Source organism: Pseudonocardia hierapolitana (assembly GCF_007994075.1).
GTDB classification, from domain to species: Bacteria; Actinomycetota; Actinomycetes; order Mycobacteriales; family Pseudonocardiaceae; genus Pseudonocardia; species Pseudonocardia hierapolitana.
Genome location: NZ_VIWU01000001.1, coordinates 5471655 through 5492698, shown reverse-complemented (window position 1 = coordinate 5492698; position 21044 = coordinate 5471655). Strand labels below are relative to the sequence as shown.

The window sequence follows — 21044 nt, the reverse complement described above, 5'->3', positions numbered from 1 at the left end:
CTCACATCCCGGAGGTGTCCAATGCGAATCGGAATGGGCCTGCCCGCCGCCGTCCCCGAGGCCGACGTCACCGCGCTCGGTGAGTGGGCCGCCACCGCCGAGCGGCTCGGGTTCTGCTCGCTCGGCGTGATCGACCGGCTCGTCTACGACAACCTCGACCCGCTGGTCGCGCTCGCGGCCGCCGCTGCCCGCACCGAGCGGGTCGAACTGCTCACCACCGTTCTGAACGTGCCCTACCGGCAGAACGCGGTGGTGCTCGCCAAGCAGCTCGCGTCGGTCGACCGGCTGTCCGGCGGGCGGCTGACCGCGGGCCTCGCCCTCGGCGGCTGGCCGGAGGACTACCGGGCGAGCGAGGTGCCCCAGCGCGGGCTCGGTGCGGCGATGGACGCCATGGTCGCGACGATGCAGGCCGCGTGGGACGGCAAGCTGGCCGGCGCGAGCGGGCCGATGCCTGCGCTCCCGCCCGACCGGCCCGGCCTGCTCTTCGGCGGGCTGGTGCCGGCGGCCTTCACCCGGGCCGCCACCGCCGGGCAGGGCTGGATCGCGCCGTCGTTCGGGATCGAGCAGGTGATCGACGGCGTCGCATCGATGCGGAAGGCATGGGACCGCATCGGGCGCGCCGGGCGGCCGCGCGTCGTGACCGTGCGCTACTTCTGCTTCGGCCCCGACGCCGACGAGCACGCCGAGCACTACCTGCGGCACTACTACCTCGACTACGTCGACCTCGTGAAGGCCGACACGCCCACCACGCCCGAGCACCTCGACGCCGAGCTGCGCAGGCTGCGCGACGCGGGCGCCGACGACGTGGTGCTGATGCCCTGCACCGACGACGTCGCCCAGGTCGGCATCGCCGCCGCCGTGCTCGACGGCCTCGGAATCACCGCGGACCCGGAGCGGACGCTGCGTTGACCTCGAGCGTCACGCTGCCCGGTACGGCGGCGCAGGCCTCGCGCAGGCGGGCGGCCAGCTCGTCGCGGCTCGCGGGGCCCGGCCGGAACGTCCACTCCTCCAGTGCGCAGTGGAAGGCCGCCACCAGCACGTCGACGGCCAACCGGACGCGCAGGTCTCGCTCGGCGAAGCCGAAGCGCTCCCGGAGGACCGCGATCGCGGCGCGCGTGGTGCGGTCGCAGAACTGGAGCCCGTGGGCCCGCATCGAGGGGGTGGCCTCGGCCAGCCGGCAGCTGACCTCGACGCGCTCCACCCACCCCTCCTCGGGCATGGCGGCCAGCGCCGCGAGCAGCGTGTGCTCGAGCACCTCCAGGAGCGTGCCGCCCACGGGCGTGCCGGTCTCCAGCTCGACGAGGAAGGCGCCCCACAGGTCCTGCGTGGGCGCCATCGCGACGTCTTCCTTGCTGGTGAAGTAGCGGAAGAACGTGCGCTTTGAGACCTCCACCTCGCTGCAGAGGTCGTCGAGCGTGGTGGCGTCGAAACCGGGATCGGTGAACCGGCGCAGCGCCGTGTCGACGAGCGCCTGGCGCGTGCGGAGCTTCTTGCGCTCCCGCAGGGAGACGGTGTCCATCACCACTCACTGTATCCCGGGCGCGAACGCCACTTGTAGCATTACGCCACTCAGTGGCAGATGCTTCTCAGTGAAGGTGTGTGGACATGCGTGCCCTTCTCGTCGACCGATCCGCCCCCGGTGGCCTGCGCCTCGGTGATGCGCCCGAGCCCGAACCCGCGCCGCACCAGGCGCTGGTCCGCGTGACGGCGACATCCCTCAACTACGGCGAGGTGAAGTTCGGGCCCGAGAACGCGCCGGAGGGCACCGTGCTCGGCTGGGACGCGGCCGGCGTCGTCGAGCGGGCTGCCGCCGACGGCTCCGGCCCGGCGGCGGGCACGCCGGTGGTCACCCTCGCCCCGGACGGGGCTTGGGCCGAGCTGCGCGCCGTCGACACCGACCTGATCGGCGCCGTGCCGGCCGGTGCCGACCTCGGCGCGATCAGCACCGTCCCGGTGGCCGGTGCGAGCGCGCTCCGCGCGCTCCACCGCGCGGGTCCGCTGCTCGGCAGGCGCGTGCTCATCACCGGTGCGACCGGCGGCGTCGGCCGGTACGCCGTGCAGCTCGCCCACCTCGGGGGCGCGTACGTCGTCGCCACCACGGGCGACCCGCAGCGCCACGGCGACGGCCTCCGCGCGCTGGGCGCCGACGAGGTGGTGGCCGATCCCGGCGACTTCGCCGGCCACCTGGACGGCGTCGTCGACATGGTGGGCGGCCCGCAGCTGGTGTCCGCCTACGAGCGGCTCGCGGCGGGCGGCACCCTCGTCTCCGTCGGGCACGCGACCGCCGAGGGCGAGCACTTCCCGTTCGGCGCGTTCTTCGGCAACGAGGGCCGCCACGACCGGTCGATCGTCACGTTCTACCTGCTGGAGTGCACCGGCGTCGGCCCCGACCTCAGCTGGCTGGCCGGTGCCGTCGCGACCGGGCGGCTCGACGCGCAGATCTCCTGGCGCGGTAGCTGGAAGGACGTCGCCGACGCGACCGGCGCACTGCTGGAGCGGCGGCTGCACGGCAAGGCGGTACTCGACATCGCCTGAGCCCGTGTGCGGGTCAGCCCTTCACCGCCCCCTGCGTGAACCCGGCGATGAACCGGTCGAGGAACAGGTTGAACACCAGCGCGATGGGCACGGCGACGAGCACGGCGGCGGCCTGGAGCGACTGCCAGAAGAACACGTCGCCGCGGACGAGCTCGGTGGGCACCCCGGTGCTGATGACCTTCTCCGCGCTGGGCGAGATGAACGCGAGGGCGTAGATGAACTCGCTGGCCGTGAGCGTGAACGCGAACACGACCACGGCGACGAGCCCGGGGAACAGCAGCGGCGCGACCACCCGCACCATGGCCCCGACGCGGCTGTAGCCGTCGACCATCGCCTGCTCCTCGATGTCCTTCGGGATGGTCTTGAGGAACCCGATGAGCAGCCACACCGACACCGGCACCGTGATCGTCGGGTAGATCACCACGAGCGACCAGGTGGAGTCCTGCAGCCCGAGTGCGACCACCAGTCGCGACAGCGACAGGAACAGCAGGGTGGGCGGCACGAGGTAGACGAAGAAGATCGCGATGCCCATCCGGCCGGACCACGGCCGGTCCAGGCGGGCCAGGCTGTAGGCGGCCGGGAGCGACAGCACCAGCGTGATCAGCACGACCAGCACGCCCACCCACAGCGTGTTCCAGGCGAACGTCGCGAACCCGGTCCGGTTGAACAGCAGGTCGATGTGGTCGTTCGTCGGCGTCTCGTTGAAGACGAACGGGTTGTTGCGCCGCCGGTAGAGGTCGCTGTCCTGCTTGAACGTGGTGATGGCCGCCCACACGAACGGGCCGGCCGCGGCCAGCGCGGACAGCACGGCGATGACGTACAGCGCGATGCGACCGGCCAGGTGGCGCCGCGCGTAGCGCCGCCGGTCGGCGTCGGTGACGACCAGGCCGTCCATCACCCGATCTCCATCCGCCGGACGGCCCGCAGGATCGCGATCGCCGCCGCCAGGAGCAGCGGGAACAGGAACAGCGCGATCGCCGCGCCCTGCCCGATGTCGCTACCCTCGATACCGCGGAAGAACGCCCAGCTGGCGAGCACCTGGGTCTCGTTCGTCGGGCCGCCGCGGGTCAGCACGTAGACCACCGTCATGTCGGTGAAGGTGAAGATCGCACCGAACAGCGCCGAGATCGCGATGACGGGCGCGGTGAGCGGGATCGTGATCTCGAACATCCGCCGCCAGTAACCCGCGCCGTCCACCAGCGCCTGCTCCTGCACGTCCTTCGGGATGGACAGCAGCCCGGCCATCATGATCACCGCGGCGAGCGGGACGAGCCGCCACACGTGCACGGTGATCACCGACGCCATCGCGAGGTGCGGGACGCCCAGCCAGAACATGTTGGTCTGGATCAAACCGGCCGTCCGGAGCACCCAGTCGATCGGCGAGAACACCGAGTCGAGCATCCACAGCCAGGTGATCGTCGACAGCGCCACCGGCGTGGTCCAGGGCAGCAGCACGAGGAAGCGCACCAGCCACCGCCCCTTGAAGTCCGCGATCAGGACGTTCGCCAGCACCTTGCCGAACACGACGATCAAGAGCATCGACACCGCGGTGAAGACGAACGTGTTCCGCAGCGAACGCCAGAACACCGGGTCGGCGAAGATCCGCTCGAAGTTCTGCAGACCCACCCAGTCGAAGCTCGGGTCGCCGCCGGTCACGTCGGACAGGCTGAAGGCGATGGCCAGCACGAACGGCAGCCCGACCAGCGCGAGGATGTAGACGACGGCGGGTGAGACGAAGAGCCACGCCAGCGCGCCGTCCCGGTCGGCGAGACGGCGGCGCGCGAGCTGCACCGAGGCCCGCGCCGGTGCCTGCTCCACCCGCTCCGCGCTGGGCGCTCCCATCAGAACCCCAGCCGGATCGGCGCGGTCCGGTTCCCGCTCGCGGTCTCGAAGAAGCGCAGCCGGCCGGCGGGCACCGCGAAGTCGTGCCGCTCGCCGACCTCGATGGGCGTCTCGACGGTGGCCGGCAGCCGGGCGATCACCCGGCACGGACCCTCACCGAGGTCGACGGTGCCGTAGATGTGCCGGTCGCCGGACAGGTACTCCATCCGTTGCACCTCCAGCGTCGCGGTGACCCGCTCGCCGGGCACGTTCTCCACCGGGAGCAGGTGCTCGGGCCGGAAGCCGACCAGTACGTCGCCGCGCGGCACGAGGTTCATCGGCGGCGACCCGATGAACGTGGCGACGAACGTGTCGGCCGGGTCGTCGTAGATCTCGACCGGCTCGCCGACCTGGCGCACCCGCCCCTGCGACATCACCGCGATCCGGTCCCCGAGCCCCATCGCCTCGCTCTGGTCGTGGGTGACGTAGATCGTGGTCGTCCCGATCTCCTGCTGGAACCGCTTCAGCTCGTCACGCGCGCTCGCCCGCAGCTTCGCGTCGAGGTTCGACAGCGGCTCGTCGAGCAGGAACACCGTGGGGTCCCGGACGATCGCGCGGGCCAGCGCCACCCGCTGCCGCTCGCCCCCGGAGAGCTGGCGCGGCCTGCGGTCGAGCAGGTGCTCGATCCCGAGCATCCCCGCGGCCGTGCGCGCCTTGCGCTCGCGCTCCTCGGGAGGGATCCGGGCCGCCTTCAGCGGGAACACGATGTTGGCGAGCACCGTCTTGTGCGGGTAGAGCGCGTAGCTCTGGAATACCATGGCGATCCGCCGCGCCCGCGGCGGCAGCCCGGTGACCACCTGCCCGCCGATCAGGACGTCACCGCTGGTCGGCTCTTCCAGCCCGGCGATCGTGCGCAGCAGCGTGGTCTTCCCGCACCCGGAGGGCCCGAGCAGCACCAGGTACTCGCCCTCACTCGTCGCGAGGTCGATCCCGTCGATGGCGTGAACCCCGTCGAAGTGCTTGTGCAGGTCCTTGACCTCGACGGTGTTCATCGCGCCTCCGCGCAGAGGAGTACGTCGGCGGTGTGCACGGATCAGGTCCCGCCCGTCCCGATCAGGCCGCGGGCCCGCCAGTTGTCGAAGATCGGCCGGATCTGCGCCTCCGCGTCGGCGACGGCCTGCTGCGCCGACACCTCGCCACGGGCCGCCCTGGCGAACATGTTCGGGATGATGAACGTCGCGAACACCTCGCCTTCCGCGGTGTTGGACGGGCCGGGGTAACCGACGTTCGTGCTCCAGTCGACCGCGTCCGCCAGCAGCGCGAGCTTGTCCGGGGGCTGCGCACCGTACGGGTCGTCCTTCAGCCACGCGTCGAGGTCGGGCACGACGTCCGGATAGGCCGGGAAGTCGTAGAGCCGCGACTGCCACGCGACGAGACCGAGGTTGTCGGTGTAGTGCAGCAGGAACTCCTTCGCCGCGTCCGGGTTGGCGGCGTAGGTCGGGACGATCCAGTTGTACATGACGTGGCTGGCGGCGCGGGCGTCCGCGGGACCGCGCAGCGGCGGCGTGAACCCGATGTCGTTTGCGACCTCGGGATCGGTCTCCTGCGAGGTCCGCCACGCAGAGATCGAGTTGAGGATGAACGACAGCTGGCCCGCGGCAAGGCCCTGGTTGTTGGACGCGGCGTTCCACGAGAACACCTCGGGCGTCATCGCGTCGCGGTAGAGCCGGCTCATGTAGTCGACCGCCTCGACGGTCTCCGGCGAGTTGAGCACCACCTGCTCGGTCGCGTCCTGGATCGACGCACCGTACGACCACAGGAGCGCCCGTCCGGCCATGTTCGAGTCGATCTCCTGCGACATCCCGATCCCGACCTGGATGCCCTGGCTGTTCTTGATCTCGGCGCCGCCGCGCAGCAGGTCGTCCCACGTGCTCGGGCCGGTAGGCAGGCCGACCGGCGTCCACAGGCTGCTGCGGTAGTCGCCGGGGTCGGGCACCCAGCTCGGCGTGAACGCGAAGAACTTGCGGGTGGTGGGGTTGAAGCTGGACTTGCGACACAGGTCCAGCTGGGTGCCGTGCCGGTTGTCGGCCTCGGTGACGACGTCGGTCAGGTCGAGCACGCTCGGCTCGTACTGCGGCACCGGGGCGATGTGCAGGATGAGGTCGTGGCCCTGCCCGGCCTGGATCTCGGCCTGCGTGCGGGCCGGCAGCTCGGCGTAGTTGATGTGGTCGACGGTGACCTCGACGCCGACCCGGCTGCCCCACTCCCGCGCCCACGGGTCGAACCACATGTCGTGGGCGGGGACGAAGTGGCTCCACATGAGGATCGACAGGGCACCGGAGAGCGGGGACGCCGGTTCGCTGAACGTGCCCTGCGGGGCGGCCCTGGTGGGTTCGACGACCCCGCCGGGTGGCTCCTCGCCTCCCCCGCCGCACGCCGCCAGCGTGCCGCCGAGCGCTGCCAAGCCGGTGGCCTGCAGGAATCGTCGCCTGTCGAACTCCGTGGTCCACATGGTGGCTCCCTCGAGGCGTCGTCGACTCGATCGAAAGAGGGTATGACCGTCAGGCGAAGATCGGGACGAAAGGGACGAGATCGTTACCCCGCGAACGTCGGTCCTCGGCCCTGGTACGCGTCCACCACGGCCGGGTCCCACGCGCCCGCGCCCCCGGAGGCGCGGACGCTGCTCACCGACGCGGCGCCGCCGTCGACGGCGAGGACCTCGCCGTTGACGTAGCTCGCGGCGTCGCTGAGCAGGTAGGCCACCGCGTTCGCCACCTCGTCGGGGGTGCCGGTGCGCCGCTGCGGCACGGTCCGGCCCCTCTGGAGCAGGTCGTCGGAGGCGAGCCCGGTGGGCACCAGGCCGGGTGCGACGGCGTTGACGCGCACACCGATCGGGCCGCCGTACATCGCGCCACCGCGCACCGCGCCGAGCAGGCCGTGCTTGGAGATCTGGTACGGCAGCAGGTCGTGGCTCCCGCGCAGGCTCGCGATGGACGCGGTGATGACGACCGCCCCGCCCGTGTCCTGCCGACGGTACTGGCGGAACGCGGCGCGCAGGCCGAGGAACGGCCCGCGCAGGTTCACCGCCAGTACCCGGTCGAAGTCGGCCACGTCCAGGTCCGGGAGCGGGTCGGCCGGGCCCGCGATGCCGGCGTTGAGGTGGTGCAGGTGCACGGCGCCGAAAGCCTCGACGGCCGCTTCGAGGTACCGGTCGACGTCCTCCTCCCGCGAGACGTCCGCGGTCACGGCGATCGCGCGGCCGGGCAGGTCGTCCGCCGTCCGCTCCGCTGCGCAGGCGTCGATGTCGACGACCACGACGTCCGCCCCGGCGGCGGAGAGCAGGTGGGCGGTCGCCGCGCCGATCCCGCTCCCGGCGCCGGTCACGACGGCGACCCGATCCCGGAAATCGATCACTGTGTCCTCCTAGGCGGGGTCGAGGGCAACCGTCCGCTGCGCGGCGGGCGCCGGGCGGTTCTGCCAGATGGAGAAGAGCACCGCGAGGATCGCGGCGCCGAAGATGCTCGCGCTGAGCACGAACACGGCCGCGGTGAAGTTGCCGGTGGCCTCCCGGATGAGCCCGGTGACCTGCGGCCCGATGTAGCCGCCGATGTTGCCGAACCCGTTGATCGCGCCGATGCCGCCCGCCAGCGCGGCACCGGTGAGGAACGTCGACGGGATCGCGAGCTGGATCGGGATGCAGGTGTAGAGGCCGATCCCGGCGATGCAGAACCCGACGATCGCGATCAGCGGCGTGCTCATCGAGAACCCGGCGATCAGGAACCCGACGCCCGCGGTCGCGGCGGCGGCCGCGTAGTGGCGCACCCGCTCGCCGGTGCGGTCGGAGTGCCGCGACCACCACAGCATCGGTCCGAGCGCGAGCAGCGGCGGCAGCGCGGCCACCCAGCCGATCACGACGGTGCCCATCCCGAACTGCTGCAGCATCTGCGGCACGAAGAACTGGAACCCGAAGAGGCTGAACGCGAACAGGATGTACATGACGACCAGGTAGGCCACTCGCGGGTTCAGCACGCCGCGCAGGAACGGGTGGGCGGCGCGACCGCCGAGCGCGGCGTCGTCCTCGGCGAGCCGGGTGGTCAGCCATCGCTTCTCCTCGGCATCGAGGAAGCCCGCCTCCTCCGGGCCGTTTCGGATGACCTTGTAGAACACGAAGCCGAGCACGACCGCGGGCAGCCCGGTGACCAGGAACATCCACCGCCAGCCCGGCATGCCGAGCAGACCGTCCATGGTCGTCATGATGATCGCCGACAGCGGGGTGCCGAAGCCCGAGAGCAGCACGGCGATCACCATCAGCGAGATCGCGCCCGCGCGCTTCGACGCCGGGAACCACAGCCCGACCAGCACGATCATCGCAGGCGCGAAGCCCGCCTCGGCCGCCCCCAGCAGCAGCCGCAGCAGTATCAGGCTGGCCTCGCCCTGCGCGGCGGCGGTCAGCATCGTCACCAGCCCCCAGCTGATGATGATCCGGGTGACCCACACCCGGACGCCGACCCGCGACACGACGTAGTTGCTCGGAACCTCGAGCAGCGAGTACGTCCAGAAGAACACGCCGGCGATCAGCCCGAACACGGCCGGGCCGATGCCGAGGTCCTCGTTCATCGTCAGCGCGGCGACCGAGATGTTGAGGCGGTCGAGGTAGAGCGCGAAGTAGCAGCAGCACAGCAGCGGGATGAACCGCCACTTGATCTTACGAAGGGTCCTGATCTCGATTTCGGTGGGCGACGTCATCGTCGGTTCACCTTCCTCAGCGTGCGGACAGCACCTGGGTGATGTGGTCGGTGGAGGTCGGAACGGAGATCCCGGTCACGAACACGGCCGCGATCCCGGCGGGCAGGCGTGACAGCGGCGGGAGGTCGTCGATCCGGCGGGCGTGCAGCGCGAGCGTTCCGCCGCCGGATTCCGCGAGCTGCGCGAACGTGGCGAGCTGCTCGGTCTCGGACTCCGCGCGGAGCACCGGCGTGAGCAGGGCGAGCGTGAGGTCGGCGCCGGCCTCGCGGTAGCGCGCGATGCGGCGGACGGTGCCGGGCCGGTCGAGAGCGATCCCGTCGGTCCGGGCGACGAACGCCGGCCCGGTACGCCGGACCTCGGCGATCTCGGCGGCGAACGCGTCGGCGGGGCGCAGGCTCCCGTCCGGGAGGGAGTCGCCCACGATCACCCCCGCCGCCCCGGCGGCGGCCATGTCGGCGCAGGTGCCGACCGTGTCGCCGAAGCCGTCCTCGCCGTCCACGATCACGGGCACCGGCGACGCGCGGCACACCAGCTCGACGTAGCGCAGGTACGTCCGCGCCTCACGGCGTGGCACGGAGTGCTCGTCGAACAGCGCGCGCCCCACCGCGCTCCCGGCGAGGAACACCGCTGCGGCACCGGCCTCGGCAGCCAGGCGTGCGCTCAACGGGTCGTGGCAGCCGGGTACGACGACCCGGTCACCCGTGAGCGCGCTGCGTAGGCCGGACCGCGGGTCAGTGCGCCCGGTAGGACGCATAGCGCCGCCAGGCGTCGGAGATCGCCTGCTTCAACGAACCCGCGGCATTGCTCAGGTAGCTCTCGTCGATCTCCGCGAGCACGGGCGAGATGTCGGCCGAGAGGTCGACACCCAGCAGGAGGTCGGCCACCCACGACCGGACCACGGAGCTGACGGCCGTCGAGTCGACGTCGATCACCGTGCCGGTCTCACGGTCGACGCGCAGGCTCACCGCGAGCAGGTCGGCGGCCCCGTGCGCCCCCGACGTGCGGGGCACCTTGGCGTATCCGACGACGATCAGGCTGGCTCGCGGGCCCATGCGGGCAGCATCGCACCACGGGCGGGCGAGTTCGAGATCCGCAGCGCTCACCATTGCGGCTCACTCCGCCTGCTTCTCGGCGATGCGCGGGTCGAAGTCGGAGTCCTCGGGAAGGAACCGGTTCACCGGCGTCCCGGTCGGGGCAGGCACCTCCTGCTCACCGAACAGGCCGACCGCGATACCCGCGATCGTGGGGTCGGCCTGCATCCCGGGCGCGTGGACCTCGACCATCGTGCAGGGCGCCTGCGACTTGTTCCACGCCCAGTGCACGGCTCCCGCGGGGACCCGCAGGAAATCGCCCGCATGCAGGTGGAAGGCGCGGTCCTCGATGAAGACCCACACCTCGCCCGCCTGCAGCCAGTTCAGCTGCTCGCAGTCGTGGGTGTGGGGCTTGGAGTGGTAGCCCGGCGGGCGCGTGGCGATCATCAGCGACGCCTCGTCGCCGTAGACGGCCGTGGTGGTCAGGGTCATGTCGGCGACGCGGGCCTGCTCTTCGGGCACGTCCGCAGCGGAAATGTGCAACGACATGTGTTGCTCCCTCGGCGAGACACATGGCGGCGCGACGGCGCGACACCTGCCAAGGGAGCGGCCCGACCGGTGATGACGGTGACGACGGCAGCGGTGCCGCTCACCCGACATCGTCGAGATCCACTGTTGGTCAGGTCACCGTACGGTCGTCGCGCCGCCCGCACAAGTGTCGTCGAGCACCGGCCCGGACGGCGACGGCGGCGAGCAGGAACAGCGCCGCCGCCAGCCACAGGACGCCCACCAGCGCGGTGCGGTCGACGACGAGGCCGCCGACCAGGGCGCCGAGCCCGATCGCGAGGTTGAACACCGCCACCCACAGCGCCGTGGCCGCCTCGACCGCGCGCGGCGCCGCCGCGATCATCCAGCTCTGCAGGCTCACGGACACGCCGCCGTAGGCGAGGCCCCACAGCAGCAGGAGCGCGATGCCGCCGACCACCCCCGGGTCGAACAGCGCGTGGAACGCCAGCACGAGGGCGAGCGCGAGGACGATGCCCAGAACGGTCCGGTACAGCCGGCGCGCCACCGCCGCGCCCGCGGCGAAGTTGCCGATGATGCCGGCGGCGCCGAACCCGAGCAGCAGCGGTCCGACGAGCGCCTCGGGCAGTCCCGCCCGCTGTTGCAGGACCGGGCTCACGAACGTGTAGGCGGCGAAGTGCCCGGTGACGACCAGCAGCGTCACCAGGATGCCGGTCGCCACACCCGGGTCGCGCAGCTGGGCGAGCAGCGCGCTCGGGCGCAGCGGCCGGTCGGCCACCAGCCGCGGCAGGAGCGCGAACAGCGCGACCAGCACGACGGCGGCGAGCGCCCCGAGGGCGCCGAAGGCGATCCGCCAGCCCGCGAAGCCGCCGAGCAGCGTGCCGATCGGGACGCCCAGCACGTTGGCGGCCGCCACTCCACCGAAGATCAGCGCGGTCGCGCGCGGGACGTCCCGCTCGGGGACCAGCCGCGTGGCGAGCCCGCCCGCGACGGCCCAGAAGCCGCCGATCGCGATCCCGACCAGCACCCGCGAACCGAGCAGCACCGGGTAGGTCGGCGCGAGCGCCGACAGCGCGTTCGCCAGCGTCATGAGCGCCATCAGCGCCCCGAGCAGCACCCTGCGGTCGAGGCGCCCCACGAGGACCGGCACCAGCGGCGCGGACACCGCCGCGACGATCCCCGGGACCGTCACCATCAGCCCGGCCACGCCGTCGGTCACCCGCAGGTCCGCGCCGACCGACGTCAGCAGCCCTACAGGCAACTGTTCGGCCGTGACCAGCAGGAACGTCCCGATCGCGACCGCCGCCACCGCGACCCAGCTCCGCAGCCCGGCCCGCTCGGCAGTTCTCACCACCCGTCCCACCTCCGTTTTGAAGCGATCGTTCCCATACCTGCCGGGACAGTAATACGGGAGCGATCGCTCCACAACTGGTACCCTCGGCTCCGTGCCGCGGCCCAGGGAGTTCGACGAGGACGACGTCGTCACGCGCGCCACCGACCTGTTCTGGCGGCGCGGCTACCACGCCACGTCGGTCCGCGACCTGGGCGAGGCGCTCGGCCTCTCGGCGAGCAGCCTGTACCGCACCTTCGGCGACAAGCACGCGCTGTTCCTGCGCGCCCTCGACCACTACCGGGCCACGGACTCCGCCGAGGCGCGCGAGAACCTGCTGCGGCCCGGGCCGGCGCGGGAGGTGCTGCGCGACTGGCTGATCCGGATGGTCGACCTGCCCGAGGAGGGCGCGGCCGCCAGAGGCTGCTTCGTGGTCAACACCGCCACGGAGCTGGGCGCCGACGACCCCGCCGTCGACGAGCGCACGCAGGCCGCATTCGGCGTCACCCGGGAGACGCTGCAGGAGGTTCTCCGACGCGGGCGCCGCGACGGCGAGCTGCGCGCCGACCTCGACGTCGCCGCCGCCGCCGAGACCCTGTTCACCCTCGTGCTCGGGCTCCGGGTGCGCGCGCGGGCCGGGCACGGCCGGGCCGAGCTCGAATGCGCGATCGACACGACGGTCCGATCGCTGCTGTGAACGACGGGCACCGACCTCGGCGGGTCAGTCCGACCAGGGCGTGACGGGACGAGGGCGCTTCACCCCGTCCACCGTCACGTCCACGCGCTCGTCGAAGAAGCACACCAACCCGGCGAGCTCCCCGGCGTCCGGCAGGGGCGCCTCGTAGCTCCACGCGAGGTCCGTGCCGCCACGGGCGAGGTAGGACGCCACGCCCTTGTAGGCGCACGCCGTCCGCGTCGAACTCGGCTCCAGCAGGTCGAGCCGCACGTCGTCCCGGGCCAGGTAGGTGCGCATCGGCAGGGACGTCTCGAACACCAGTACCGGCCGGGTGGACTCGGCGAGCACCTGTCCGTCCCGCTCCACCCGTACGTGCCGCGAGCCGTGCCGGACGTCGACCCGGTGGAACGGATCGCGTGGGTGGGACACGATCGCGTCGTCCTCCTCGAGCCAGTCGAACGCGTCGAAGTCGAGCAGGACGAACCCGTCGAGGTCCGGGTCGGCCGGCCGGAAGCCCGCGCCGACGCGGTCGCCCCCGGGTGTGCGCACGGTCAGCGGCTCACCGGGGGTGGTGTGCGCGCCGAACGCCGTGGAGGGCGTGAGCACCGTGGGCAGGCCCTCCCGCAGCCGTTCGGGTCTGCGCGGCACGTCCTCGACGGGAGCCGCTACGAGCTCACCGCGGACGTCGGCCACCGGCACGGCGTACGTCGGGACCACACGGCGTGGCTCCCAGACGATCATCGCGTGGGTCGTGTCGACCACCGTGCCGCCGTCGACCAGCGCCCGGATCCGCTTCCCGGTCGGCTCGAAGCGCAGCTCGTCGAGCAGGCGCATGAACTGCGGGAACATCTGCACGGCCATCGCCCCACCGTGGCCCGGTGCCTGCCGCCGGTCAACGTCGGTGTTCGCTCCGCGAGCTCCGCTCAGCGACCGAAGTGGTCCCACCCGCTCGCACCGCCGTCGTAGACCCGGCCGTCCACCAGTACCTCCGGCTCGCCCTCGGCGACCGTTCCGATCGCGGTCCAGCCCTCGGGGACTTCGCCGGGGAAGGTCGCGGCGAGGGCGTGGTCCTCACCTCCGGTGAGCAGCCAGTGCATCGGGTCGATGCCGAGCGCCGCACCGACGTCGACCAGCCGCTCGGGCACCGTCAGCGCCGCGGTGCGCACGTCGATCCGCACGCCGGACGCCCGCGCGACGTGACCGAGGTCGGCCAGCAGCCCGTCCGAGACATCGATCATGGAGGTGGCGCCGGCGTCGGCTGCCTGCGGTCCCGCCGCGTACGGCGGCTCGGGCACCCGGTGCGCCGACACGACGGCCACCGGGGAGCGGAAGCCGCGTGCCAGCACCGCCCACCCGGCCGCCGCCCAGCCGATGCGCCCGGCCAGCGCGAGCGTGTCGCCGGGACGCGCCCCGGCCCGCGTCACGGCCTCCCGTCCTTCGAGGGAACCGAGCGCGGTGACCGAGACGACGAGCGTCGGCGAGGACACCACGTCGCCGCCGATCACCCCCGCGCCGACCGACTGCGCCTCCGCCCACAGGCCGTCGGTCAGGGCGCCCAGCGTCTCGATCGGGCTGTCGGGCGGGCAGGCGAGGCCGACGAGCAGGCCGGTCGGCACCGCGCCCATCGCGGCGACGTCGGCGAGGTTGGCCGCCGCCGCCTTGCGCCCGATCTGCTCGGGACTGGACCAGTCGAGCCGGAAGTGCACCCCCGCCACGAGCACGTCCGTGCTCGCGACGACGCGACCGTCGGAGGCGGCGAGCACGGCGGCGTCGTCGCCCGGCCCGAGCAGCGTCGCGGCCGACGGTCTGCGGCCCTTGGTGAGCCGTTCGATCAGTCCGAACTCGCCGATCGCTGCGAGTGTGTTCTCCGCCTCCGCTTCGCCCGTCGGGGACGGTTGCGATGTGGGCACAGGCGTCACCTCCGGTACGTTCGGCTTCCGACTCTCCTACGTCCGATGATCGAACTGGAAGGGGCTCGCCGTGGTGCAGGCTTACATCCTGGTACAGACGGAGGTCGGCAAGGCCGCCGCCGTGGCCGCGGAGATCGCCACGATCACCGGCGTCGTCTCGGCGGAGGACGTCACCGGGCCCTACGACGTGATCGTGCGCGCCGAGGCCGAGGACGTCGACCAGCTCGGCCAGCTCGTCGTCGCGCAGGTGCAGGGCGTGGGCGGGATCACCCGCACGCTGACCTGCCCGGTGGTGCACCTCTCCTGAGGTGATCGCTCGTGGGCACCCGGCTCTCCCCACCCGTGGCGATCGCCATCGCGCTACCGCTGCTGCTGGCACTCGCGGTGGCGGCGATCGGGATCACCGCACAGGTGCGCGGGATCGGGGAGCCTCCCCCACCTGACACCGGCCCGCTCGCCGTCGCGCCGGTCGACTCACCGCACGCGTCCGGCCCGGAGTGCGCGGCCGTGCTGGCCGCGCTCCCCGCCGAGCTGGACGGCCCCGACGGCCCGATGCCGCCCCGTCCGATCGCCGAGGCCGCCGGCCTGCCCGGAGTGCGCGCCTGGGCCGCGTCGCCCCGTCCGGTCGTGTTCCGCTGCGGGCTCCCGCGCCCGGCCGAGCTGACGCCCACCTCGGCGTTGCTCGAGGTGAACGGCGTGCGCTGGCTGCAGCTCGACGACGGGCTCCCCCAACCCGTCCAGGTGAGCTACATCGCCGTGGACCGGCCGGTCTACATCGCACTCACCACTCCGGTCGACGCAGGCAGCGCGCCTCTGCAGCAGCTGTCCGACGTGATTCGCGAGACGCTGCCCGCCACCGCCGTGGCAGTGCGCTAACAAAGCGCCCCGGCCAGACCACATACGATTCCGTGCATGGTGACGATGTCCCGGGCGACCGAGGACTACCTCAAGGCGATCTACCACCTCGCCCATCGGGGCGAGCCGGTCACCACAGGGCAGCTGGCCAACGAGCTCGGCGTGTCCGCACCGTCGGTCTCGGCCATGGTCAAACGGCTGGAGGATGGCAGCCTGCTCACCCGCCCGGACAGCCGCACGCTCCAGCTCACCGCGTCGGGCGAGCGTGCCGCGCTGCGTGTCGTACGCCGCCATCGGCTGCTGGAGACGTTCCTCGCCCGCGTGCTCGACGTGCCGTGGGACGAGGTGCACGCCGAGGCCGAACTGCTGGAGCACGCGCTCTCGGACCGGCTCGAGGAACGCATCGACGCCGCGCTGGGCCACCCCACCCACGATCCGCACGGCGACCCCATCCCGCCCCGCGACGGCCCGCACGAGGAGGGCTGGGGCGAGCCCCTCGACGCCGCGCCCGCCGGCAGCCGGTTTCACGTCGACCGCGTGTCCGACCGCGACAGCGCCGCCCTGCGCTACCTCGGTGAGCTGGGCATCTACCCCGGTGTCGTGCTCACGGTCGAGGAGCAGGCCCCGTTCGGCGGGCCCCGCTGGGTGCGCGTCGGCGAGGCTCGGCACGCGCTGGGCCCCGCCCTGACGCGACTCGTGCACGGCCACGCGGAGCCCGGCTAGGCACCCCCTTGGACGCCCGCCAGCTCGAGTACTTCCTCGCGATCGTCGAGAACGACGGGTTCGGGCGTGCGGCGCAGAAGCTGCACATCGCCCAACCGTCGCTGTCCCAGGCGATCGCCGGGCTCGAGCGCGAGCTGGGCGTGCCGCTGTTCCACCGGATCGGGCGTGGTGTGGTCCTCAGCGATGCTGGCACCGAGCTGATCGAGCCCGCTCGTCAGGTGCTGCGGGACCTGCACACCGCCCGGTCCACGATGGACTCGCTCAAGGGTCTCCGCAGGGGCCGGGTCGAGCTCGTCACCATGCCCTCGCCCGGCATCGAGCCCCTCGGCACCTTGACCAGGGAGTTCCTGCGCCGCCACCCCGGCGTCACCGTCAGCGCCGCGGCTGCGTTCACACCCGACGAGGTCGTCGAGAAGGTCCGGCAGGGAGCCGGTGAGCTCGGCCTCGTCGGTGCTCCCGGCCCCCTGCTCCCGCCCGGTCTCGACGTCCTCCCCCTGGAGGACCAGCCGTTCGTCCTCGTCGGGCGTCCCGGCCCCGGCTTCCCCGACGGCGACCCCGTCCCGCGCGCTGCGCTCGCCGGCTCCCGCCTGATCGTCTCCCCCGCCGGGAGCCAGATGCGCCAGGTGGTCGACGACATCCTCGCCGCCGGGGCCGACGTGGAGATCGCCGCCGAGGTCGCCCACCGCACCTCGATCCTGCCGCTGGTGATGCACGGCGTGGGGATGGCCGTCCTGCCCGCCGCGTGGGCCCCGCTGGCCCGGCGGGCCGGTGCCCGCGCCGTTCGGCTCGATCCGCCGGCCCACCTGCACGTCGCCCTGCTCAGCCGCGCGGCGCCCATGACGCCTGCCGCGCGGGCGTTCCTCGCCGCGGCTCGCTCGTACACGCCGGTCGAGCTGGACTGATAGGCCTGACCTATCGCCGGGATCGGTAGCGCATCTTGGACGCGGGACGAGGTCGGGAGCTTCACTCGGAGGAGTCGCACAACCCGAGGGAGTGACCCCGATGTCCGCACCGGCCGAACGACGCACCTTCCGCATCGCCGCCATCCCGGCCGACGGCGTCGGCGTCGAGGTCGTCGCCGCGGGCCGGGCCGTCCTCGACGCCCTCGCCTCCGCGTCCGGCGGCGCCTTCGCGTTCGACTGGACCGAGTTCCCGTGGGGCTGCGGCTACTACGAGAAGACCGGCCGCATGATGGACGATGACGGCCTCGAGGCGCTCCGGGACTTCGACGCCATCTACTTCGGCGCCGTCGGCTGGCCCACGGTGCCCGATCACGTCAGCCTGTGGGGCCTGCGGCTGCGGATCTGCCAGAACTTCGACCAGTGGGCCAACGTCCGCCCGGTGCACTTCCACCCCGGCGTCGTCCCCCCGCTGCGCAAGGCCGACCACACCGAGCTGGACTGGGTGGTCGTCCGGGAGAACAGCGAGGGCGAGTACGCCGGCTTCGGCGGGCGCAACCTCGCAGGCCGCGGCCCCGGCAACGAGGTCGCCCTGCAGACCGCGCTCTTCACCGAGAAGGGCTGCGAGCGGATCATGCGGTTCGCCTTCGACCTCGCCCGCACGCGGACGCGCAGGAAGGTCTCCTCGGTCACCAAGAGCAACGCCCAGCAGTACGGCATGGTGCTGTGGGACGAGGTCTTCGCCCGGGTCGCGCGGGACTACCCCGACGTCGAGACGGAGAGCGTGCTCGTCGACGCCATGTCGGCCAAGTTCGTCCTCAGGCCCGAGGACCTCTCCGTCGTCGTCGCGTCCAACCTCAACGCCGACATCCTGTCCGACCTGGGCTCTGCCCTCGCCGGGAGCCTCGGCCTCGCGGCCAGCGCCAACCTCAACCCCGAGCGCCGCTTCCCGTCGATGTTCGAGCCCGTGCACGGCTCCGCCCCCGACATCGCAGGACAGGGCCTGGCCAACCCGATCGGCGCCATCGGCAGCGCCGCCCTCATGCTCGACCACCTCGGCCTGCCCGAGGAGGCCGAGCGCCTGCGCAAGGCGATCGACGCCACCACCGGCGCCGGCGTGCTCACCCGCGACGTCGGCGGCAGCGCCACCACCGATCAGGTGGTCGCGGGCGTGATCGAGCGGCTGGGACTCTAGCGATCCTTGGTCGCTAGCGGAGGCCGGTGCCGCGGGCCAGCGCCGTCTCGACCAGCCTCGTCAGGAGGGTCTCGAAATCGATGCCGGTCACCGCCCAGGCGCGGGGGTACATCGAGATCGGGGTGAAACCGGGCATCGTGTTGACCTCGTTGAGCGTCAGCTCACCCTCCGGCCCGACGAAGAAGTCGACACGCGCGAGGCCCTGCCCGTCGACGGCGTGGAACGCATCGACGGCCATTGCGCGCAGCCGCTCCGCGACCGCGTCGTCGAGCTTCGCGGGGATGTCGAACTCGCAGACGTCGTCGAGGTACTTGGCCTCGAAGTCGTAGAACTCGGGCTTGCGCCCGTCCGGTCCGGTGCCCACGATCCGGATCTCCGCCGGGACGCTGGCGCGCACGCTGCCGTCGGGGAACTCCAGCACGGCGCACTCGATCTCGCGCCCGGCGATCGCGGCCTCCACCAGCACCTTCGGGTCGTGCTCGCGGGCGGTGGCGATGGCGGCGTCGAGGTCGGCCCAGTCGGTGACCCGGGTGATCCCCACCGACGAGCCGGCTCGGGCCGGCTTGACGAAGACCGGCAGCCCGAGCCGCTCGCGCTCGTCGAGGGTGAGCGTGTCCCTGCCGCGGCGCAGCACGACCAGGTCGCCCACCGGGATCCCCTCGGCCGCGAGGAGCTTCTTCGCGTACTCCTTGTCCATGGACGCCGCGCTCGCGAGCACGCCGGCCCCGACGTAGGGCACGCCGGCCATCTCCAGCAGGCCCTGGATCGTGCCGTCCTCGCCGAACGGGCCGTGCAGAACGGGGAACACGACGTCGACGCCGGAGAACACCTCGCCCGCCCGGTCGGGGTCGAGGACGACCAGCCCGCCGCGCGTGGGGTCGCCGGGCAGCGCGAGCGCGGTACCCCCCGCCTCGACCGACGGCAGGGCGCGGTCGGAGATCACCAGCTTCCCCGGGTCGGAGGTGCCCAGCACCCAGGCGCCCTCGGGGGTGATGCCGACCGGGACGATCTCGAAACGATCGCGGTCGAGGTGCGACATCACGGCCCCTGCGGAGACGCAGGAGATCGCGTGCTCGCTGCTGCGGCCCCCGAACACCACGGCCACCCGCACCTTGTCCCGGCTCATGGCGATGGAGAGTAGGCCGACCCGGCCCATCGGACCGACCGGGGCACCGATTGGTGGTGGTTAGCCAATGCCTTAGCTAAGCTGGGGCCATGGTCGAGGTCGGGGTCCACGAGGCCAAGACGACGCTGTCCGACCTCCTGCGCCGAGTCGCGGAAGGCGAGGAGGTCGTGATCACTCGCAGCGGGGAGCCGGTCGCCCGGCTCGTACCGGTGCAACGGCGGGCTCGCCGCACGTTCGGCGCCGACCGCGGCCTGTTCGAGGTTCCCGAAGACTTCGACGACCCGCTGCCGGACGAGGTGCAGAGGGCGTTCGAGGGGTGAGGTACCTCCTCGATACGCACGTCTGGCTCTGGCTCCAGACACAGCCCGAGCGTGTGTCGGAGGACGTCCGAGACCGGCTGGCCGACGGCGCCGCGCAGCTGCTGCTGTCCGCGGCGAGCTCGTGGGAGATCGCGATCAAACACGCGCTGGGCAAGCTGCCGCTTCCCGAACCACCGAAGACGTACGTCCCCTCACGCATGCGGCACGACAGCGTCGACGGTCTCCCCGTCACGCACGCCCACGCGCTGCACGTCGCCACCCTCCCTCGACACCACGACGACCCGTTCGACCGCCTCATCGTGGCCCAGTCGCAGCTCGAGGACATCCCGCTGGTGACCGCCGACCCGCACATCACGCGCTACGACGTCTCGGTCGTGCCTGCGGTCTGACCTCACGCGCCGAACCGCTCCTCCAGCGACCGGATCTCGGGCAGGCCGATCAGGTCGGTGAACTCGTCGAACGACGGCACGCCCGGCAGCGCGCCGGCGGGGGTGCCGTCGGCCCTGAGGGCCGCGAGCAGGGCCCGGATACCGGTCGTGGCGGCGAGCAGCGTGCCGATGGGGAACAGGACCAGCGAGAAACCGAGCTCGGCGATCCGGTCCAGCGGCAGCGGGGGCGTGCGCCCGCCCTCGGCCCAGTTGAACACCAGCGGGGCGACTCCTGCGAGCTCCCGCGCGACGCGGGCGATGTCGTCCTCGCTGGTGGGGGCTTCGACGAAGAGCAGGTCGGCACCGGCGTCGGCGTAGGCGCGGGCGCGCTCCAGCGCGGCGTCGAGCCCCTCGACGGCGGCGGCGTCGGTGCGGGCGATCACCAGGAAGTCGGGGTCCCGGCGGGCCGCGACGGCGGCGCGGATCTTGCCGGCCATCTCGTCGGTGCCGATCACGGCCTTGCCGCTCATGTGCCCGCACTTCTTCGGCATCACCTGGTCCTCGAGGTGCACGCCCGCCACGCCGGCCTGCTCGTAGGACTGCACGGTGCGCACGACGTTGATCGCATTGCCGTAGCCGGTGTCGGCATCGGCGATCACGGGGACGTCGACGGCGGCGACGATCCGCCGCGCGTTGTCGACCATCTCGGCGCCGCCGAGCAGCCCGACGTCCGGCCGGCCGAGCAGCGAGGCCGTGGTGCCGAACCCGGTCATGTAGACCACGTCGAAGCCGGCCTGCTCGACGAGGCGCGCCGAGAGCGCGTCGTAGGCGCCCGGCGCCACCACCGGGTCCGGCGCGGCGAGCAGTTCCCGCAGCCGGGCACGGGGCGCAGGGCCGGACCGCAGCAGATCACCCACGTGATCCCCCTTTGTATGCATTCACAGCGAAGTTACGGCAGAACCGTTGCCCAGCGGAACCTCCGGT

25 protein-coding genes are annotated in these 21044 nt (G+C 72.3%); 10 read left to right on the top strand and 15 right to left on the bottom strand.

Annotated features, from left to right (window positions below):
* Positions 1-21: 21 nt before the first annotated feature.
* Entirely contained in the window at positions 22-909 is an 888-nt protein-coding gene (locus FHX44_RS26140; protein ID WP_147258230.1) for an LLM class flavin-dependent oxidoreductase, read from the top strand.
* Here FHX44_RS26140 and FHX44_RS26135 read toward each other — a convergent pair.
* Positions 878-1519 (bottom strand): TetR/AcrR family transcriptional regulator, encoded by a 642-nt coding sequence (locus FHX44_RS26135; protein ID WP_147258229.1) that lies wholly within the window; start codon positions 1517-1519, stop codon positions 878-880. The two genes, FHX44_RS26140 and FHX44_RS26135, sit on opposite strands and share 32 nt — an antisense overlap.
* A gap of 86 nt (positions 1520-1605) precedes the next feature.
* Here FHX44_RS26135 and FHX44_RS26130 point away from each other — a divergent pair, with 86 nt between their 5' ends.
* Entirely contained in the window at positions 1606-2535 is a 930-nt protein-coding gene (locus FHX44_RS26130; protein ID WP_147258228.1) for a zinc-binding dehydrogenase, read from the top strand.
* 13 nt (positions 2536-2548) lie between these two features.
* On the opposite strand, the gene FHX44_RS26125 is transcribed toward FHX44_RS26130, so the two are convergent.
* From FHX44_RS26125 to FHX44_RS26080, 10 genes are all read right to left on the bottom strand, one after another.
* Positions 2549-3430 (bottom strand): carbohydrate ABC transporter permease, encoded by an 882-nt coding sequence (locus tag FHX44_RS26125; RefSeq protein ID WP_147261464.1) that lies wholly within the window; start codon positions 3428-3430, stop codon positions 2549-2551.
* Positions 3430-4377, bottom strand: coding sequence for a carbohydrate ABC transporter permease (locus FHX44_RS26120; protein ID WP_147258227.1), 948 nt, complete (start codon positions 4375-4377; stop codon positions 3430-3432). The genes FHX44_RS26125 and FHX44_RS26120 overlap by 1 nt, the downstream gene beginning before the upstream one ends.
* Positions 4377-5408: an ABC transporter ATP-binding protein gene (locus FHX44_RS26115; protein WP_147258226.1), complete on the bottom strand. Its 1032-nt coding sequence runs from the start codon at positions 5406-5408 to the stop codon at positions 4377-4379. The genes FHX44_RS26120 and FHX44_RS26115 overlap by 1 nt, the downstream gene beginning before the upstream one ends.
* A 41-nt stretch (positions 5409-5449) precedes the next feature.
* Positions 5450-6868 (bottom strand): ABC transporter substrate-binding protein, encoded by a 1419-nt coding sequence (locus FHX44_RS26110; RefSeq protein ID WP_147258225.1) that lies wholly within the window; start codon positions 6866-6868, stop codon positions 5450-5452.
* 83 nt (positions 6869-6951) lie between these two features.
* Complete coding sequence (locus FHX44_RS26105) at positions 6952-7770, bottom strand: SDR family NAD(P)-dependent oxidoreductase (RefSeq protein WP_147258224.1); 819 nt, start codon at positions 7768-7770, stop codon at positions 6952-6954.
* Positions 7771-7779: 9 nt separating this feature from the next.
* Positions 7780-9102 (bottom strand): MFS transporter, encoded by a 1323-nt coding sequence (locus FHX44_RS26100; protein WP_147258223.1) that lies wholly within the window; start codon positions 9100-9102, stop codon positions 7780-7782.
* Between the two features lie 16 nt (positions 9103-9118).
* Entirely contained in the window at positions 9119-9856 is a 738-nt protein-coding gene (locus tag FHX44_RS26095) for an isocitrate lyase/phosphoenolpyruvate mutase family protein (RefSeq protein WP_147258222.1), read from the bottom strand.
* Positions 9834-10154 (bottom strand): DUF3870 domain-containing protein, encoded by a 321-nt coding sequence (locus FHX44_RS26090; RefSeq protein ID WP_170309048.1) that lies wholly within the window; start codon positions 10152-10154, stop codon positions 9834-9836. Before FHX44_RS26090 ends, FHX44_RS26095 begins: the two co-directional genes overlap by 23 nt.
* A gap of 60 nt (positions 10155-10214) precedes the next feature.
* Entirely contained in the window at positions 10215-10682 is a 468-nt protein-coding gene (locus FHX44_RS26085) for a cupin domain-containing protein (RefSeq protein ID WP_170309047.1), read from the bottom strand.
* 130 nt (positions 10683-10812) lie between these two features.
* Positions 10813-12012 carry an MFS transporter gene (locus FHX44_RS26080; protein ID WP_246170593.1) on the bottom strand — a complete coding sequence of 400 codons (1200 nt, stop codon included), beginning with the start codon at positions 12010-12012 and terminating at the stop codon, positions 10813-10815.
* A 91-nt stretch (positions 12013-12103) separates the two neighbouring features.
* Here FHX44_RS26080 and FHX44_RS26075 point away from each other — a divergent pair, with 91 nt between their 5' ends.
* A complete protein-coding gene (locus FHX44_RS26075) occupies positions 12104-12685 on the top strand; it encodes a TetR/AcrR family transcriptional regulator (RefSeq protein ID WP_147258218.1) in 582 nt (193 codons plus the stop codon).
* A gap of 24 nt (positions 12686-12709) precedes the next feature.
* On the opposite strand, the gene FHX44_RS26070 is transcribed toward FHX44_RS26075, so the two are convergent.
* Entirely contained in the window at positions 12710-13525 is an 816-nt protein-coding gene (locus FHX44_RS26070; RefSeq protein WP_147258217.1) for a DUF427 domain-containing protein, read from the bottom strand.
* 62 nt (positions 13526-13587) lie between these two features.
* On the bottom strand, positions 13588-14574 hold the full coding sequence (locus FHX44_RS26065; protein ID WP_147258216.1) for a thiamine-phosphate kinase: 987 nt from the start codon (positions 14572-14574) through the stop codon (positions 13588-13590).
* A gap of 70 nt (positions 14575-14644) precedes the next feature.
* Here FHX44_RS26065 and FHX44_RS26060 point away from each other — a divergent pair, with 70 nt between their 5' ends.
* The 5 genes from FHX44_RS26060 (at position 14645) to FHX44_RS26040 (ending at position 18246) form a co-directional block, all read left to right on the top strand.
* Positions 14645-14881 carry an Lrp/AsnC ligand binding domain-containing protein gene (locus tag FHX44_RS26060; RefSeq protein WP_147258215.1) on the top strand — a complete coding sequence of 79 codons (237 nt, stop codon included), beginning with the start codon at positions 14645-14647 and terminating at the stop codon, positions 14879-14881.
* An 11-nt stretch (positions 14882-14892) separates the two neighbouring features.
* Positions 14893-15450: a DUF3515 domain-containing protein gene (locus FHX44_RS26055; RefSeq protein WP_246170592.1), complete on the top strand. Its 558-nt coding sequence runs from the start codon at positions 14893-14895 to the stop codon at positions 15448-15450.
* A 36-nt stretch (positions 15451-15486) separates the two neighbouring features.
* On the top strand, positions 15487-16152 hold the full coding sequence (locus tag FHX44_RS26050) for a metal-dependent transcriptional regulator (protein ID WP_147258214.1): 666 nt from the start codon (positions 15487-15489) through the stop codon (positions 16150-16152).
* A gap of 8 nt (positions 16153-16160) precedes the next feature.
* Entirely contained in the window at positions 16161-17054 is an 894-nt protein-coding gene (locus FHX44_RS26045) for a LysR family transcriptional regulator (protein ID WP_147258213.1), read from the top strand.
* 100 nt (positions 17055-17154) lie between these two features.
* Complete coding sequence (locus tag FHX44_RS26040; protein ID WP_147258212.1) at positions 17155-18246, top strand: tartrate dehydrogenase; 1092 nt, start codon at positions 17155-17157, stop codon at positions 18244-18246.
* Between the two features lie 13 nt (positions 18247-18259).
* Here FHX44_RS26040 and FHX44_RS26035 read toward each other — a convergent pair whose 3' ends face one another.
* Positions 18260-19372 (bottom strand): D-alanine--D-alanine ligase family protein, encoded by a 1113-nt coding sequence (locus tag FHX44_RS26035; RefSeq protein WP_147258211.1) that lies wholly within the window; start codon positions 19370-19372, stop codon positions 18260-18262.
* Positions 19373-19461: 89 nt separating this feature from the next.
* On the opposite strand from FHX44_RS26035, the gene FHX44_RS26030 reads away from it, so the two are divergent.
* Positions 19462-19692: a type II toxin-antitoxin system Phd/YefM family antitoxin gene (locus FHX44_RS26030; RefSeq protein WP_147258210.1), complete on the top strand. Its 231-nt coding sequence runs from the start codon at positions 19462-19464 to the stop codon at positions 19690-19692.
* Entirely contained in the window at positions 19689-20081 is a 393-nt protein-coding gene (locus tag FHX44_RS26025; RefSeq protein WP_147258209.1) for a type II toxin-antitoxin system VapC family toxin, read from the top strand. Before FHX44_RS26030 ends, FHX44_RS26025 begins: the two co-directional genes overlap by 4 nt.
* Before the next feature lie 2 nt (positions 20082-20083).
* Here the strand turns inward: FHX44_RS26025 and FHX44_RS26020 are convergent, their stop codons facing one another.
* Positions 20084-20977, bottom strand: a complete 894-nt coding sequence (locus tag FHX44_RS26020) for an isocitrate lyase/PEP mutase family protein (protein ID WP_246170590.1) — start codon at positions 20975-20977, stop codon at positions 20084-20086.
* Positions 20978-21044: the final 67 nt, after the last annotated feature.

Excerpts from the sequence above, each read along its gene's own strand:
- FHX44_RS26100 (WP_147258223.1), bottom strand. The coding sequence starts at position 9,102 with ATGACGTCGCCCACCGAAATCGAGATCAGGACCCTTCGTAAGATCAAG.
- FHX44_RS26035 (WP_147258211.1), bottom strand. The coding sequence starts at position 19,372 with ATGAGCCGGGACAAGGTGCGGGTGGCCGTGGTGTTCGGGGGCCGCAGC.
- FHX44_RS26120 (WP_147258227.1), bottom strand. The coding sequence starts at position 4,377 with ATGGGAGCGCCCAGCGCGGAGCGGGTGGAGCAGGCACCGGCGCGGGCC.
- FHX44_RS26125 (WP_147261464.1), bottom strand. The coding sequence starts at position 3,430 with ATGGACGGCCTGGTCGTCACCGACGCCGACCGGCGGCGCTACGCGCGG.
- FHX44_RS26030 (WP_147258210.1), top strand. The coding sequence starts at position 19,462 with ATGGTCGAGGTCGGGGTCCACGAGGCCAAGACGACGCTGTCCGACCTC.
- FHX44_RS26140 (WP_147258230.1), top strand. The coding sequence starts at position 22 with ATGCGAATCGGAATGGGCCTGCCCGCCGCCGTCCCCGAGGCCGACGTC.
- FHX44_RS26110 (WP_147258225.1), bottom strand. The coding sequence starts at position 6,868 with ATGTGGACCACGGAGTTCGACAGGCGACGATTCCTGCAGGCCACCGGC.
- FHX44_RS26085 (WP_170309047.1), bottom strand. The coding sequence starts at position 10,682 with ATGTCGTTGCACATTTCCGCTGCGGACGTGCCCGAAGAGCAGGCCCGC.
- FHX44_RS26115 (WP_147258226.1), bottom strand. The coding sequence starts at position 5,408 with ATGAACACCGTCGAGGTCAAGGACCTGCACAAGCACTTCGACGGGGTT.
- FHX44_RS26090 (WP_170309048.1), bottom strand. The coding sequence starts at position 10,154 with ATGGGCCCGCGAGCCAGCCTGATCGTCGTCGGATACGCCAAGGTGCCC.
- FHX44_RS26040 (WP_147258212.1), top strand. The coding sequence starts at position 17,155 with ATGTCCGCACCGGCCGAACGACGCACCTTCCGCATCGCCGCCATCCCG.
- FHX44_RS26095 (WP_147258222.1), bottom strand. The coding sequence starts at position 9,856 with ATGCGTCCTACCGGGCGCACTGACCCGCGGTCCGGCCTACGCAGCGCG.
- FHX44_RS26050 (WP_147258214.1), top strand. The coding sequence starts at position 15,487 with ATGGTGACGATGTCCCGGGCGACCGAGGACTACCTCAAGGCGATCTAC.
- FHX44_RS26130 (WP_147258228.1), top strand. The coding sequence starts at position 1,606 with ATGCGTGCCCTTCTCGTCGACCGATCCGCCCCCGGTGGCCTGCGCCTC.
- FHX44_RS26070 (WP_147258217.1), bottom strand. The coding sequence starts at position 13,525 with ATGGCCGTGCAGATGTTCCCGCAGTTCATGCGCCTGCTCGACGAGCTG.
- FHX44_RS26135 (WP_147258229.1), bottom strand. The coding sequence starts at position 1,519 with ATGGACACCGTCTCCCTGCGGGAGCGCAAGAAGCTCCGCACGCGCCAG.